Raw genomic sequence first — 15,137 nt, 5'->3', positions numbered from 1 at the left:
GCTGAAACTTTTGTCTGCGACACGCACTCGCGTTCGCAAAATCCAAAATCCAAAATCTAAAATCTAAAATTTTTCTGCCCCATTTTCATTGTTTGTTGATATATTTCCCCACGAGCATGAGTAATTCAGTGTCTGTAAATGGTTTTGTTAGATAATCCGTTGCGCCGACCATGCTAGCTTTGACTCGATCGATAAATCCATCTTTACCAGTAAGCATGATAATCGGTGTGAGCCGAAATGCCGTTGAGTGTCGCAGCATGGCGCAAACTTCGTATCCCTCCAATTCCGACATGGCAATGTCGCATAAAATTAAATCCGGTTTGAGTTGAAAAACCAGACTGATTGCTTCTAGGGGATTGGTGAGGACGATCGCTTCATAACCTTGTGTTTGTAAGATGGAATTTACAGTCTCACCGATGGCGATCGCATCGTCAATACATACTATCCGCCCCCTGTTTTTTTGATTCAATTCCCAGTTCTCAGTGTGACTCTCCGGTTGATTTGTCGCTGAATATACTAACTGTAGCCAACTCTGCTGCACATATGGATATATTGCCTTAGCGACTGTCAAAATATCTCGGTTGAGATAACGAGCCAGTTGACGCAGGGATGTTTTACCATCAGCCCAATGTTGTAGTTTATTGACGGTTGCTGCTGGTAGCGATGAGTGTGTCTGAACTTTGTCAGATAGCACGAGTAATTGTTCGGGAGACTGAATGTGTGGATAAAGTTGCTTCCACTCTTGTAGCTGCTTAGTAATTTTTGTCACAAAGCGGCTAATCTCAAAAGTGTTTAATTGCGGGGCAAGTGCCGCGCCTTGACGGAAAATAAAATTACCTTGATGTAAGCTCAGCAGGTCAAACAGGCTTTCATGTACCAAACCCTGGATAATACTAGCAGCTATCTTGGGGTTGATGATATTCTGTTCCAGTAGTGCCCAAAGATATGCGTACTCTGGTGCATCGGTTGATGATAAGGAGGCAATTTGTTTGTCGGCAAGTCGCATCTCAACTCGGTAATGACGTAAATAATCGCTAATCCTGGATAAGCTACTTTCTCCTTGTTGGCAATAGATGATTTGACCATTGAGGAAAAAAACGAACCAAGACTGTTGTTTTGAGAGATATTTACTAGCTCCGTCTTCACCAGCTTTGTTGTTGTGGTAAGAGCTATGAGCTTCTACCCATAGTTGCCCTGTTCGTTGTCCCAACTCAATTAATTGCAGAATACTGCAAATATCAATTTCATTTAAATTTCCCTGCATTGAGCTAAAAAGTACTCCTTATGATGGCGTTTATATTATTTGTTAATTACGTCAGGTAGTTTAATTTAGGAGTTAGGAGTTATTTCTCTTACCCTGCTTTACCCGCTTCAAGTATTGGTGAATTCACCAATTCTAAATTCTGACTTTTTGTTTACAGCAGATTTCAAGGAAAGTGAAACACGCAAGCTTAGCCTCAAAGCTACTTCTAAACCCTGTTTACTTGTGTTAGCGCAGCGGGGCGTAGCCCATTCTGAATTTTGAATTCTGCTGTAAGTATCGATCGCAGGGAATTGGAAAGATTGTGACCTTATCCCTTGTTCTCATCAAGTTAGAAATTAAGCTATAAACCTTAATTTTTCGTAATACACTTTCACAAAGCTAGTGTTAACACGGAAGTCATCATCCCTGTCATCAGTACAAAATATAAAGGCGTGGTCAAGTCGCTTCTATAAGTATCAAGACGTAGCATCTCGCGTCTATAAATAGTTTTGTCTGTTTTGTTCTGCTCAACTCCGGTTCAGTGAGACAAGTGAACAGAATTATCTCAGGTATATCTCAAAACACTAACTTTAAGTGCATCAATAAGGACTAACAGTGTGCTGTATTTAGCAGAAGTACAAAAACAGAAAGGTGGTTTACTCAGTGGTGGTGGCAAAACCGAACTGAAACTACTAGCTTGTCAGCGAACTGACCAGAATTGGAGTACTGTGTCGGAAGAAGTGATTGCCGCTGAGGACGCAAGTAAATTAAATGATGGCGCCTTGGTACTGGTTGAACTGAATCCGAATCGTCAAGTACAACGGATTCAAGAAGCAGGGCGGCCGCTAGTCAATATTTTGCAGAATTTTTCCCGCCAATTGGAAAAATTTAAGCTCAAGGAAGATGAGATCGATCAGTGGAAACAGTCGCTGACGTTTCAGGCGCAAGAGTTGAATCGCCGTGAAATGGAAATGGAAGCACGCCTGGAACAGTTGCAACAGATGGAGGATGAGTCGCAACAACTAGAGGAACAAAAACAGGAAGTTGATACATCCCGTGGGGAAATTGAACGTTTACAAGCAGAAATTGAGCGCAACCGTCAGGAATTGGAAGGTGCTTGGGAGCATTTGCGCGGTGAGCAGCGTCGCCTAGAGGAGCGTCAAGCAGATTTTAAACAAGGAACGGTTTTGGATGAGGAGCAAAGTCGGGCGATGAGTGAGTTACTCGATCGCTTATCAAGTCGCGTTCCTCCCACAGAAACACTGACAGAACACGTTCATCTTGGCTTTGAATTGGTAGAAAATCAGCAAGCTATTCTGACTTCACACTGGGAACAACTCCAGCAGCAAAAAACTGCCATCGCTCAACAACAGGAAGAAGTTGAGCGCTTGTCACAAATATTGGGCGATCGCCAAAACGCATGGCAACAAGGACAAAATTCTCTAGCCCAGCAAACAGCCCAATTGCAGGTCAGTACAGCCGAGCTTAACAACAAGCAAGAGTATATTAAGTTACTTAAAGAACAGTTACGCAATCAAGAAGATTTATATCAACAAATTCATACCTTAGCTGCAACATCTGGTGATGTAGTTTTAGGACAGCAAGTTGATGTCGAAGCTTTACAAAAAATGCCTCTAGAAGAACTACAAAAAATAGTCCAAGATTTACAGCATAAATTGGAAATAGACGCTAGCTTTGTTCACGATCAAGAACAAGAACTTAAATATAAGCAAGAAGCTATAGAAGAACTGCAAAATAAATTAAACCAAGCATCTGACCAGGATCATATTAATTTAGAACTGGAACTAACAGATGAAAAAGACCTTTATCAGATGCTAAACTCCAGTTTGGTGGGACAACGCCGCAACATGTTACAGCATGAGAAGTTTCTCAAGCAACACCAAAATGTATTGCTGCGGCGGCAAGGACATACTGTTGCTGATGAAGAAGAGGGTAATCAAATTAATTTAGCACCAGTTCTGTTACAAATTGAAACCCAGCGACAACAATATTCACAGGAAATCCAAAAATTAGAACGTGAGATTGAGCAGATGCGTGCTGGTATCGATCTAGCTCAAGGTATGATTGATAATCAAACTCACGATTTGGAAGAGAAGCAGCAAGAACTTAAAGCGATCGAAGAAAACTTGGTGTCCCTAAGAACAGCAACTGCTCAATGCTGTGGTCGAGTCAATCTCTACGAAGAAGCACTACAACCAATTCAGGATTGTCTAGACGGCTTACGGCAAAAGCTCCAAGGAATCGGAGAATGTTTGGATCGATTCCAGGAAAGTGGCGATTCTCAAGTCCAAGCGATCGCTCAGATGCGCCAAACTCTTCAAAGTTTGATATCTCAACCAGAATTGTTAGCGTCTTAAAAAGTGCCTAGTGCTGAAGGTAGTGGCTCATTTTGGATTTTGGATTGAAAATTGCCTTCTGCATCTGGGTTGTATGAATCCATCTGTCGGAATCATTTTTGAAATTCGTATGAGACCTGTAGATAAGCTGGTTGAATTAATTGCCTTGCCTGCTCTGCGATCGCTTTCTTGGAGGTGATTGTTAGCAATGAAAGAGCTTAGTTATTACTCCATAAATAAACTAGATTCTACATGAAAAAACTCTCCCAGCTTATGCGCTTGTTCTCTATCCATCTTCTGTTGTCCATTTAAAATATTATCAACCAAATCTTCTGTTCCTAAGACCGCTACTAAATCATCTCTACTTCTCTCAGATTCCTCTAAAATAAATAACAACATAGATACAGGATTATTCTGCTGGTTTGGCTGATAATATTCTTGTTCAAATTTTTCAATTAAAGTAATTAATAACTGATACAGTTCGTCTTCTTCTGGGGTACGTTCCCGGTGCATTAAATCTTCCACTATCCTTAAAGCTTGATCATTTTCAGCTTCAGTTCTTATCAATTTGGGAAGATAAGCTGTTAATAATTCCTTGTATTTATCTGGATTAAAAGTAAGGGTCATCTTTCCAGTTCTCCTTATCGTATTCCGCATGGGTGAGGATATACTTAATATAAATTAACTGCCCTTCATAATCTATACTAACAATCAAGCGATATTTATTTCCTTTAATATTGAAAACTGTAAAATTCCCAACAGCTTCAGCTTTAGGAAAAACCTGCTGTACTTCAACTAAATTTGACCATTTAGCTTTAGTGGCAACTTTATACCAATTGCTTAATACTTCCTGGCAATCTGCATGTTTTTCTGCATATTCTCTTAAGATTCTAAAACTAATAATGTGCATTGTCCCTGATAACAAAAAGACTTTAAATAACTATTTCAAACAGATCCAATCGCCTTGTACTTGAGCGATCGCACCACCAGGAAATGGATCGGTTTGCGATCGGTTGGGCGCTGTAATTAAAGCCGTTAATTTTTCAATGTGTTCAAAACCAGGTGCCTCAGTCAGTATTTGCTGCAACACCTGACGCATCACGCGACGTTGCAACGCCAGTGGTGCTTTCTGCAATACCCGACGATTCAAGCGTAAAGGGAGTGGGGAGTGGGGAGTGGGGAGTAGGGGAGATGAGGATAAAGCAGGGGAACTCTTAGCAGGGAGCAGAGGATAAAGAGGTAATTTTTCATTCTCACCCATGCCCAATGCCTCTTCCCGTAACTGCTGGGCGGCTTTTTCCAAATATTCTACTTCGGCTTGGAGAAGTTCTGCCGTTTGGGCTAAGGCGGATTCTACTTGGGGGTTGAAATTTTCTTGTAAATATGGTATTAGCTCTTGGCGAATGCGATTGCGGGCGTATTTTAAATCTTGATTGGTGGAATCTTCCCAAATCGGCAATTTAAATTCTTGACAAAATTGCTGTGTTTGGGCGCGAGTAATTTCTAAAAGTGGACGCACTAGCATAATGCCTGTAGTTAGGGGACGTTGCCAAGTCAGGGCTTGCAAGCCATCGGCACCAGTACCGCGAATTAAGTTGTAGAGGAGAGTTTCGGCGCGATCGCTGGCGGTGTGTCCTGTAACGATATATTGATAATTATTTGCTTGGGCGATCGCACTTAAAGCTTCATACCGCCAATCGCGTGCAGCAGCTTCACTATTTATCGGTTCGTTGGCTGTTTCTAAATGAAAGGATATACCCCAAGTTTTAGCTAAGTTTTCTACGTGATTAGCATTAGCTTGGGAGTCAGGACGCCAGCGATGATCGCAGTGGGCAATACTTAAATCCCATCCCCATTTGGATTGTAAATCTAAAAGTAATTTTATTAAGCATAAAGAATCTTGTCCACCGGAGACAGCGACTAATAGCCGTTGGTTGCGCTCAAATAAATGGCGCGATCGCATTGTGCGATGGATTTTTGCGTGTAGAGGAGTCCATACCATTTTTAGAACTTCTCATACTAATTCGTAATTCGTAATTCGTAATTCGTAATTGGTCAGATTCAATTTGGGTTTCCAGGTTTGAGTTTGTTGCCTTATTTTAGGCAATTCTTGCAACATCAAGTGAATAATTTTGCAATTCTCTCTGCTTCTGTGCGTGAACCTTATCCCTAATTCAACGCATAATATACAGAATCTTGGATAAATTCACAGATAACCTTATGCCACAAATTCAAATCGGAATCGAAGGCGAAGACGCACCAACAGCAGCCGAAGCATTGCTAGAAATTCCCGGAATATCGGGAAGCTATGAAGTACAAACTCAAAAAGAGGGAACTCTGGCAGCTATTGCTACCGTTGTTGGCATTGTGGGTGGTGTTGCGGCTTTAGCTGAACAAATCCGCAAATGGTATCAAGAATGGCATAAATCCCATCCAGGGAAGCAATTTGATGTGGTAATTCTTGACCCTGATACGGGAAACAGGATTTTACTTGAAGATGCTACTCTAGAGGAAATCACGGAAATCCTCAAATCTCTCAGCAAATAAAGTGCAAACTATCCGCATTCAACTTCGGGAAAGTACGCAGGAAACAGTTGAACTCAGGTATTGGCTACCTCAAATAAAGCACTATGAATCACGTCGTCTGAAATTAGCAGAAATCGCTGATTTCCTTAAGCAAGGTGAACGAGATTACTATAAACTGCTGCCCAATTTACCAGGAATCGGGCAGCAGTTATTTTTTTGGTTGGATGGGGATGGACGGTGGTTGAGTCGAGGAATTGCTAACTGTCGCGGTGAGGGGTTGGTAATTGCCATTGATACTGAGCAAAAATTGGCACATCTACCTTGGGAAGTGCTGCATGATGGTGAGGATTTTTTGGTCAAGCGGGTTAATCCAGTGGTTTTACCTCTGCGCTGGATTGAGAAAGAAACGGCAGGCTTTTCTGTGGAACCACGACAATTGCGAGTATTGTTTATGGCAACCGATCCGGAAGATGTGCAACCAAAGTTAGAGTTTGAACAGGAAGAAGCGAGAATTCTGGCAGATACGCGAGATTTTGCTTTAGATTTGCGGGTGGAAGAAAGCGGTTGCGTTAGCGAGTTGGGTAAGGTGTGGAGTCGCTATTTTAATGACTTTGATGTGTTTCACCTCACAGGACACGCCTCAATTAAAGATGAAGCACCTTACACGCCTTACTTTATCACTGAGACGGAAATCGGCGATCGCCACGAAACCACAGCCGCAGAACTTGCGGAAGTCTTCCGGTTTCGCTTTCCCAAGTTGGTGTTTTTATCTGGGTGTCGGACTGGACAAGCACCAGATAAAGGGGCTGTCCCTTCAATGGCTGAGGCACTTATTGCACAGGGGGCGATCGCGGTTTTAAGTTGGGGGCGGCCTGTGGAAGATCGGACAGCTACAGCCGCCGCCGCCCACCTATACGGCAAATTGGCTGCCGGATATCAATTAGCTGAAGCACTCGCTAGCACTTACCAGCAGTTGTTTAAACAGAAAGTGCGTGACTGGCATTTGTTACGGTTATATGTCCAGGGAGAATGTCCCGGTGCGTTGGTGGAAGTGTTGGGAGATGTGCCACCTTCTGCGCCGGAACCTGCTTATGATCTGTTTTTAGATCCCGATACCCAACTGGTGCGGGTGGCGAAACCCTCTGAGTTTGTTGGGAGACGGCGGACTTTGCAACGTTGTCTCAAAGCAATTCGCACTTCATTAGGGGTACTAATTCACGGACTGGGGGGTGTGGGTAAGAGTACTGTGACAGCGCGACTTCTGGAAAGGATGGTTGGCTATCACAGGCTGGTGAACTTTCGGCAACTGGATGAGGACAAACTGCTCAAAACCCTTGCTGAACAATGTACCTCGGAACGGGGGCATGAAATTCTCAATGGCAAGTTACCCTTGATGCAGCGCCTCACCAAGTTTTTCACTGAAGGACTGAATACCAAAGAACAGCGCTTTGCCTTTGTGCTGGATGACTTTGAGGCTAATTTGGAATTACGAAATGGGGTTTATGTCTTGCAACCACAAGTTGTGGATGTACTGCTGGCGTTGCTGAAGGCGATGCAAAATTCCCAACTTCCCCACAAGGTAATTATTACCTGTCGCTACAATTTCACTTTGTCGGAACTGAATCATCGTCTGTACCGCGAACCTCTGGGGGCTTTGGGTGGGGCAGATTTAATTAAAAAGTATAATCGTCTGGATTCGTTTAATGGCAGTTGGCAATTTCAGCCAGATTTGCCCGAACGTGCCAAAAAAGCAGCTGATGGAAATCCTCGGCTGTTGGAATGGTTAGATAAGATTTTGCAAAATTCCCCGATGTCGCCAGAAGCCGAGAGGGGAGTTGAGATGATTCTGCAAAAGATGGCAGATAAGGAAAAGGAATTTCGTGAGGATATTTTGGCACAGGAATTGCTGAAGCAGCAAACTCCAGCTTTGCGTCAAATGCTGGGGAAGTTGTTGGTGTATGAGTTACCTGTTCCTCTAGCTGCTATTGACACGATTTGTGAGGATATCTCAAGTTGGGAAAGTCATATTCAACGCGCTGAAATTTTGGGTTTGTTGGAAGTTACCCTCACCAACAACACAGAGAGGTTGTATCGTGTTCCCCGGATTTTGTCACCGTTGCTAGAGTTTCCAGAAAACCCCAAGGGTGAAGAGTTGCATAAACAAGCTGCACAAATTTTGTATCGTCTGTGGTGGGAAGAGGCGGAAAGTTCTACGGAAGCACAAATTTTAGAAATTCATCGTTTGGCGTTGTTGGGGAAGGATGGAGAAATTGCGGGAAAAATTGCAACTGCTTTAACAAGACAATGGGTAAAAGGTAGTCGCTATCGAGAAGCTGTTGAAGTTTGTCGAATTACCTTAGAAGTTGTTGAAAACTATGGTATTTTGCACGAACTAGCTACATCTGAAAAAGAACTGGGTGAACTTAATAAAGCATTAGCACATTATCATCAAGTTCTAAATCTTTGTCCTCCAAAGGACGAACAACAAAAAGCGGCGACGTTGCACCAACTTGCAGATATCTACACCATCAAAGGGGAAGTGGATCAAGCGCTCGCACTCTACAATCAGTCTTGGGAAATAAATGAACGCATTGGTGATGTCGAAGGCAAAGCAGCGACGTTGCACCAACTGGGAATGATCTACGCCAATAAAGGGGAAGTTGATCAAGCGCTCGCACTTTACAAGCAAGTCCTTGAAATTGATGAACCTATTGGTGATCTTCAAGGTAAAACAGCAACTTTGCATGAATTAGGACGTATCTACGCCATCAAAGGGGAAGTTGATCAAGCAATCGCACTCTTGAACCAATCTTTAGAGCTAAAAGAACGCATTGGCGATATTAAAGGAAAAGCAGCGACTTTGCATGAATTAGGACGTATCTATGGTAATCAGGGAGATGTGGATGAAGCGATCGCACTCTTGAACCAATCTTTGGAACTAAAAGAACGCATTGGTGATCTCCGAGGAAAAGCAGCGACGTTGTACCAACTAGCAATTTTCTACGTGAAGAAAGGAAATATCGAAAAAGCGATTGCACTTTTCAATCAGTCTTTAGAAATTATGAAATGCATTGGTGATGTTCAAGGCGAAGCGGCGGTATTGCACCAACTAGCGATTCTCTATGCCAACTTGGGAAAAGTCAAAGACGCGATCGCGCTTTTCAATCAGTCTTCGGAAATAAATGAACGTATTGGTAATGTCCAAGGCAAAGCAATGAATCTTTGGTGGTTAGGAGGTTTGGCAGAACAGCAGGGTGAATACACTAGGGCGATATCCTATTTGCAACCAGCTTTAGAGATTTTGCAGCGATTGAAGTCACCGGATGCTGAAGGTGTGCGTGCAAGTCTTGATAGGGTAATGGGTAATTCGTAAAATGTCCAAGGGAAAGCGGTGACGTTGCACCAACTGGCAATTCTCTACGCCAACAAAGGGAATGTGGATGAAGCGATCGCACTTTTCAATCAGTCTTTGGAAATAAATGAACGCGTTGGTAATGCCAAAGGCAAAGCAAATACTCTGTGGTGGTTAGGACATTTGGCAGAACAGCAGGGTGAATACACTAAAGCGATATCCTATTTGCAACCAGCTTTAGAGATTTTGCAGCGATTGAAGTCACCGGATGCTGAAAGTGTGAGTGCAAGTCTTGATAGGGTAATGCGTAATTCGTAATTACTAGCACCAAAAGATTTTTTATCTCACACAAAGGCGCAAAGAAGAACGCGAGAGTGTTTTCTAAATAAATGAAAATTGCTGTAATGAGTCTTTAATAGTCGTGGACGAGTCTTTGATACTCGTGAATGAGTCTTTGATACTCGTGAATGAGTCTTTGATACTCGTGAATGAGTCTTTGATATTCGTGGACGAGTCTTTGATATTCACGCGAGAGTCTTTGATATTCGCGCGAGAGTCTTTGATATTCGTGGACGAGTCTTTTATACTCGTGAATGAGTCTTTGATACTCGTGAATGAGTCTTTGATACTCGTGAATGAGTCTTTGATATTCGTGGACGAGTCTTTTATACTCGTGAATGAGTCTTTGAACTCCGTTAATGAACCTCGGAGCTTCATTCGTGAACCTCGCAATGTTGTTCGGTTAAGGCAAGAGACGCGATAAATCGCCGTCTCTACAATAATCATTCCTTTGTAAAGACGGCGATTTATCGCGTCTTCGTGATTATGGGATTTATTGCGTCTTTGCTCCCTTTTTCAAATGAGATAATCAGGATCTACACCGAGCGATGTCTAACGACAAGCCGCTGACGCTCCTTCTCTGCGAGACGCTGCGCGAACGTCGCTACCGCTTCGCTAATGCGTCTACGCAATTGTTATGCTTTATTTCATTAATGAATTTTGAGAGCAATTCAGGTGAGAGAATCAGGATCTATGCCAAGCGATCGCAACCGTTCTCGTAATTTTATAAATGAATTTTGATAGCAATTCAGGTGAGAGAATCAGGATCTATGCCGAGGGATCGCAACTGTTCTGCTAATAATTCAGCACGTCGTCGTGCTTGTTGAGCTTCTTGCTGTGCTTGTTGCGCTTCTTGTTTTGCTTGCTGCGCTTCTTGCTGTGCTTGCTGCGCTTCTTGTTTTGCTTGCTGGGTTTCTTGTTTAGCGAGTTTTGCGTCTTCTTCTGGTGTTAAAAGCTTTTCCCCTTGCTGGTTATACCAATACAACCACTGGCGAGGAATGCCTAGATAAGTTCCCCGTTCCATGCCAATTCCTAAACCAATCTCTGGTAGCCAAACGGGATTACTATCTTCTAATGCAGTGTAACCACCATTAATTAATTTGTATATTTCCAACCGTGGCTTTCGGCGACGATTCGGATTGTAGACTACATAATATAAAATCCCTAATTTCGCATACTCTGTTTTTTTAGTAGAGTACTCACCACGATATTTTTGAGATACTACTTCTAGCGCTAATACTGGTACTCTCCTTTCTTCCCAAAGCACATAACTAAGACGGAGGTCTTCATGATAAAATCGCTCAACGCCCAGACTCAAAAACCCATCTGGGACTATTGCTGGTAAGTCTGGGTCATAATAAATACCCATATCTACGCCAAAATACCAATCCATGCGTTCTGCCCAAGCGATCGCCAGAAGCGCTTTAAGTAAACCGGGAATTAAATCTTGTAATTCATTATCCACTGGCGTATCGTCAGAGTCTGGCAGTTCCTCAGATGAGGGCAAACAAGCTAATGGATCGTAATTTAGCATGATAGATTTACCGTTTTTCAGTTATTAATGCATCTTTATTAATGAATTTTGATAGCAATTCAGCACATCTTATTTTATTTGCAAACATCGAGAGGCTCAGATCCTCGACTTCTTTAAGAAGTCGGGGATCTTGTGCTAATTGGATATTAGTTTTCCACTTGTTTGAGCTTTTGAAAAATTTCATCAAGTGGTGATTCAGAACCCTCAGGACAAAATTCTAAAGCAAGTCTGACTTTTCCTTTTTTCCATCCCTGAGTACTAAATTGCAAAACTTCACAATTTAAACCTTGGGTATACAAATCTACTTCATTTGTATCCTCTGCTCCAATATATTCCTTAATTGCTGTAATCAAATCACGAACTTTAAAAGTTTTAGCAATATTTAGCTTATTAAAAGTGTCTGGTTCTATAGACACAACTTCATCGTGATTTAGTCTCTCGAATCCATCTTCCATAAAAATCTCCTATCACTAAATCTATACTTTCCAAAGATTTAGCAGTTCATCCGAAATAAAATGATGATTTTATAGATTTAGTAGTTGTAATAAGTTATGAGTTAGAAGTGCTAAGTGATGAGTAAAAAATACTTAACACTTAGCACTATTTTGATGAGGTTTTTAGAAAAACCAACCGTAAGAATGCAAACCTTTCCCTAAAAGATTTACACCGAGATAGCAAACCCAGACAACAACAAAGCCGGTGGCAGCTAAAATTGCGGGACGCCGCCCTTGCCAACTGCGAGTAATTCTGGCATGAAGGTAAGCTGCGAACACTAACCAGGTGATTAACGCCCAAGTTTCTTTGGGGTCCCAACTCCAATAGGAACCCCAAGCTTCGTTAGCCCAAACGCCACCGGCAATGATACCAATTGTCAGCAGGGGAAATCCTAGTCCGATGATGCGATAGCTGATATTGTCGAGAGTTTCGGCAAGGCTAAGGCGCTGGGGTGAAAGAGGTTCCGAATTTTGGATTTCGGATTTTGGATTTTGGATTGGGGTTGTTGTGACTAAACCCAAAACAGCGGTGTTAGCGTTACCGTTGCCGTTGCTACTAGTTTCAAAACGGGCAAAGCCGTTATTTTCGGCAGAGGGGGCTGCTGATTCAGAAATTAGTTCAGCTGGTTTATTTAAGCGATAGCCGTTGCTACGATAGCCACCAGTACCAACAGAACTACCTTGTAGTTGGATGTCTTGACCGCGAGTGACAATTAGAAAAGCGATCGCTAATAATGCACCCACCATCAAAGCAGAATAACTCAACATCATGACGCTGACATGCATCATCAGCCAATTTGACTTCAAGGCAGGTACTAGGGGTTCCGACAGTTGCATCTGAGATGGTAATGTCAGGGTAGCAAAAGCCGCGATCGCCATTGCCACTGGAGCCGTAGCAACTCCAACTAAGCGGCTACGGCTGCTGTTTTCAGCAATCAGATGAACTGTAGTAATTCCCCAAGTTAAGAAAAACAGAGATTCATACAAATTGCTGAGGGGAAAATAACCAGCTTCGATCCATCGTGCCCCTAATAGTGTAGCTATACACAAATTAGCGATCGCCATCCCAGCTGTCCCCAAAGCGGCTAGATAAGGCAGATTCGGAAAAGCCGCTCCTCCCCAATACACCAGCATTGTCAGGAATAATACGGCAAAGGAAGCATTGTCCAGCCAGTTCTGGAGTACAACCAGATTCATAAAGTCTTCTCTCCGTGGATTCTTTAAAATATCGATTCTGACTGTTCTGATCCTATCTGGTTATAGGGGAATGGGGAATGGGGAATGGGGAATGGGGAATGGGGAATAGGGAATGGGGAAGAGGTGTGTCCGGTGTGGGAGGAAGGGGAGGAAGCATAAATTCTCTTTCCCCCACACTCCCCACACTCCCTCATCCCCCTCATCTCCCTCATCCCCCTCATCTTCCCCCACTCCCCACTCCCCACTCCCCACTCCCCTATTTACTCACTTTTTTAAGTGCTATAAAAATGTCGTAACGGTTACTACGATTGTCGCTGACAGCAGATGTCATACCAATTGAGCGCGTTGCACTTAGTAAGGTTTGTTGATTGGGGATCAGAGTTGGTAAAGGAAAATTTTTCACCGTTCGTTCCACATCCAGGAAAAATTGACCATTTGTCGGATTGGGTTCTGTAGGAACTGTTTGCTGGAAGGGAAGAGTACTAGCTAGTGTGGTGTTTGGTTTGGGAAGAATTTTATCAGTGATGGGAGCGCCCACTACCAGGAAAGCAACATCTCCATCTAACCAGCCGTGGGTGGCGGTTAATGTACCATAAGGTGATACCCAGTTAACAACGGGTTGACCTGCGACTTTCCCCGGTTGGACTTGGAATTGGTATTGATTTATCATCACTTCATCAAGCTTACTGATGGCTGCTTGGGCTGATTTGCGTAGGCTTTGCCCGCCGTAGGCATCGCTTGTCTGTACCATGAATAACAAACCCGCACGAAAATTATCTGGTGAACCTTCTTTTGGCGTATTAGGAATCACTGATAAGGAAAATTCGCCTTTCATCCAACTGAGCAAATCTTTATCTAAATCGAGATCGGTAAGAGATTTTACACCACCTCGCAGTTGTTCTGGTGCGATCGGTGAGAGGGGATTTCCCTGAGATGTTAAAACATATTCTCCCCACAACCGCTGTAAGTTACCGCCGGAGAGCATCATTAAGGTTTCTGCTGGTACACGGCTTTGCATTTTCCCGGCTTTGTTTTCCACCGCCAGCACGCGTTGACTATTAGGATTGAGCCAAGAAACACCTTTTAAGCGGATTCCTTCTGGTTCTAAGGTCATTGTCGCCGCTAAACCTTGGTTATTTTGCAGTTGAGCTAAAACTTGAGCAGGTAAAGGGCGATTTGGAGAAGCAGCGGCTATTTTAGCTGCTGTTGGTACATTGACGTAAAACTGGGCAAAGGGTTGATTATTGGCGATTTTTGGCAAATTTTCGGCAAAGCCCCCTGTTGTAGCGAGGGATGTTTGATTTTTGTAGGCATCAATCGCTCGTTCTGTGGCTTTAGGACTATCAGTTATCACTAGGAAACGACCATCTAGCAAGGCTGCCGAAAAGTTTTCGCCTGGTTGTCCCTGATTTTGTTTGATGGCAATTCCTTGATAAGTGCGGTCAACCCATTTGCCTTGTTTAAGGGTTTTGGGTTGTGCGAAGATGTTTTTGGCTATTTCTGGGTTTTTTATTGGCAATACCATTACCATCGACTGCTGATCCCCAGTCACATCTTCATCGGTGGTAACTGGTTTGGGTACAGATTTACTTGCTGTTGTTGGCGCCAAAATCGCAATTGTAACGTTATTGCCTACCCAAGGAGCAATATCTTTCTGAAAGTCGTAACCATTATTAGTCAGAAAGCGATCGCGTAACTGTACTAAATTTTTATCTAGTTCTGCTTGGGTTTCTTTTGTCCCAAACTCCCGTAATTTCTGCCATTGCTGGGGATCTGTTGTTAAGGAAACCGCAAATAGAGCATCACCAGGAATAATATTTGCACCTACTAGCAAATCGTTCCAAGATGGTTGTCTTTGGGTTAACAACCAATATGCTGCACTCCCCGCAGTAATTAATAACCCAGCAGACGACAGCGCCAGCACCAGAGACGGTTTCTTATTTTTTTTCATGGGAACAGACACAAGAGGCGGTGCCATTGAAACCTAATACCTCATACTTGCAAACTCATTACTTGCTTGATTGCTTCAGTCAATCAATTTTGGATTTTGGATTTTGGATTTTGGATTGACCCCGATTACTGGCTTGATTAGCGC

At 43.0% G+C, this 15,137-nt stretch carries 12 protein-coding genes; 4 read left to right on the top strand and 8 right to left on the bottom strand.

The window, feature by feature from the left end; all coding sequences use genetic code 11:
- Positions 1-85: 85 nt before the first annotated feature.
- Positions 86-1,264, bottom strand: coding sequence for a response regulator (locus tag IQ276_RS03400; RefSeq protein WP_193918977.1), 1,179 nt, complete (start codon positions 1,262-1,264; stop codon positions 86-88).
- 596 nt (positions 1,265-1,860) lie between these two features.
- Between IQ276_RS03400 and hmpF the strand changes: the two genes are divergently transcribed.
- Entirely contained in the window at positions 1,861-3,621 is a 1,761-nt protein-coding gene (gene hmpF / locus IQ276_RS03395; protein WP_193918980.1) for a pilus motility taxis protein HmpF, read from the top strand.
- A gap of 204 nt (positions 3,622-3,825) precedes the next feature.
- On the opposite strand, the gene IQ276_RS03390 is transcribed toward hmpF, so the two are convergent.
- The 3 genes from IQ276_RS03390 to tilS are packed head-to-tail and all read right to left on the bottom strand — an operon-like array spanning position 3,826 to position 5,602.
- Positions 3,826-4,227 carry a helix-turn-helix domain-containing protein gene (locus IQ276_RS03390; protein ID WP_193918982.1) on the bottom strand — a complete coding sequence of 134 codons (402 nt, stop codon included), beginning with the start codon at positions 4,225-4,227 and terminating at the stop codon, positions 3,826-3,828.
- Entirely contained in the window at positions 4,211-4,510 is a 300-nt protein-coding gene (locus IQ276_RS03385) for a type II toxin-antitoxin system HigB family toxin (protein ID WP_235115384.1), read from the bottom strand. Before IQ276_RS03385 ends, IQ276_RS03390 begins: the two co-directional genes overlap by 17 nt.
- A 30-nt stretch (positions 4,511-4,540) precedes the next feature.
- A complete protein-coding gene (gene tilS / locus IQ276_RS03380; protein WP_235115383.1) occupies positions 4,541-5,602 on the bottom strand; it encodes a tRNA lysidine(34) synthetase TilS in 1,062 nt (353 codons plus the stop codon).
- 218 nt (positions 5,603-5,820) lie between these two features.
- On the opposite strand from tilS, the gene IQ276_RS03375 reads away from it, so the two are divergent.
- Genes IQ276_RS03375 through IQ276_RS03365 form a run of 3 tightly spaced genes read left to right on the top strand, consistent with a single transcriptional unit; the run spans position 5,821 to position 9,796 of the window.
- Complete coding sequence (locus tag IQ276_RS03375) at positions 5,821-6,147, top strand: hypothetical protein (protein ID WP_193920271.1); 327 nt, start codon at positions 5,821-5,823, stop codon at positions 6,145-6,147.
- A gap of 1 nt (position 6,148) precedes the next feature.
- Positions 6,149-9,499, top strand: a complete 3,351-nt coding sequence (locus IQ276_RS03370; RefSeq protein ID WP_193920269.1) for a tetratricopeptide repeat protein — start codon at positions 6,149-6,151, stop codon at positions 9,497-9,499.
- Between the two features lie 18 nt (positions 9,500-9,517).
- Positions 9,518-9,796 (top strand): tetratricopeptide repeat protein, encoded by a 279-nt coding sequence (locus IQ276_RS03365; protein ID WP_193920267.1) that lies wholly within the window; start codon positions 9,518-9,520, stop codon positions 9,794-9,796.
- Between the two features lie 769 nt (positions 9,797-10,565).
- On the opposite strand, the gene IQ276_RS03360 is transcribed toward IQ276_RS03365, so the two are convergent.
- From IQ276_RS03360 to IQ276_RS03345, 4 genes are all read right to left on the bottom strand, one after another.
- On the bottom strand, positions 10,566-11,351 hold the full coding sequence (locus tag IQ276_RS03360; RefSeq protein ID WP_193920265.1) for a Uma2 family endonuclease: 786 nt from the start codon (positions 11,349-11,351) through the stop codon (positions 10,566-10,568).
- A 146-nt stretch (positions 11,352-11,497) separates the two neighbouring features.
- A complete protein-coding gene (locus IQ276_RS03355) occupies positions 11,498-11,767 on the bottom strand; it encodes a KGK domain-containing protein (protein WP_235115382.1) in 270 nt (89 codons plus the stop codon).
- A 201-nt stretch (positions 11,768-11,968) separates the two neighbouring features.
- The gene (gene ccsB, locus IQ276_RS03350; protein WP_235115381.1) at positions 11,969-13,042 is read right to left on the bottom strand and encodes a c-type cytochrome biogenesis protein CcsB; all 1,074 of its coding nucleotides are present in this window, start codon (positions 13,040-13,042) and stop codon (positions 11,969-11,971) included.
- A 256-nt stretch (positions 13,043-13,298) separates the two neighbouring features.
- Positions 13,299-15,020: a DUF3352 domain-containing protein gene (locus IQ276_RS03345; protein WP_235115380.1), complete on the bottom strand. Its 1,722-nt coding sequence runs from the start codon at positions 15,018-15,020 to the stop codon at positions 13,299-13,301.
- Between the last annotated feature and the right edge of the window lie 117 nt (positions 15,021-15,137).

Source organism: Desmonostoc muscorum LEGE 12446, assembly GCF_015207005.2.
Lineage (GTDB): Bacteria > Cyanobacteriota > Cyanobacteriia > Cyanobacteriales > Nostocaceae > Nostoc > Nostoc muscorum.
The sequence above is the reverse complement of the archived record's forward strand: the minus strand, read 5'-3'. Positions and strand labels throughout refer to the sequence as shown.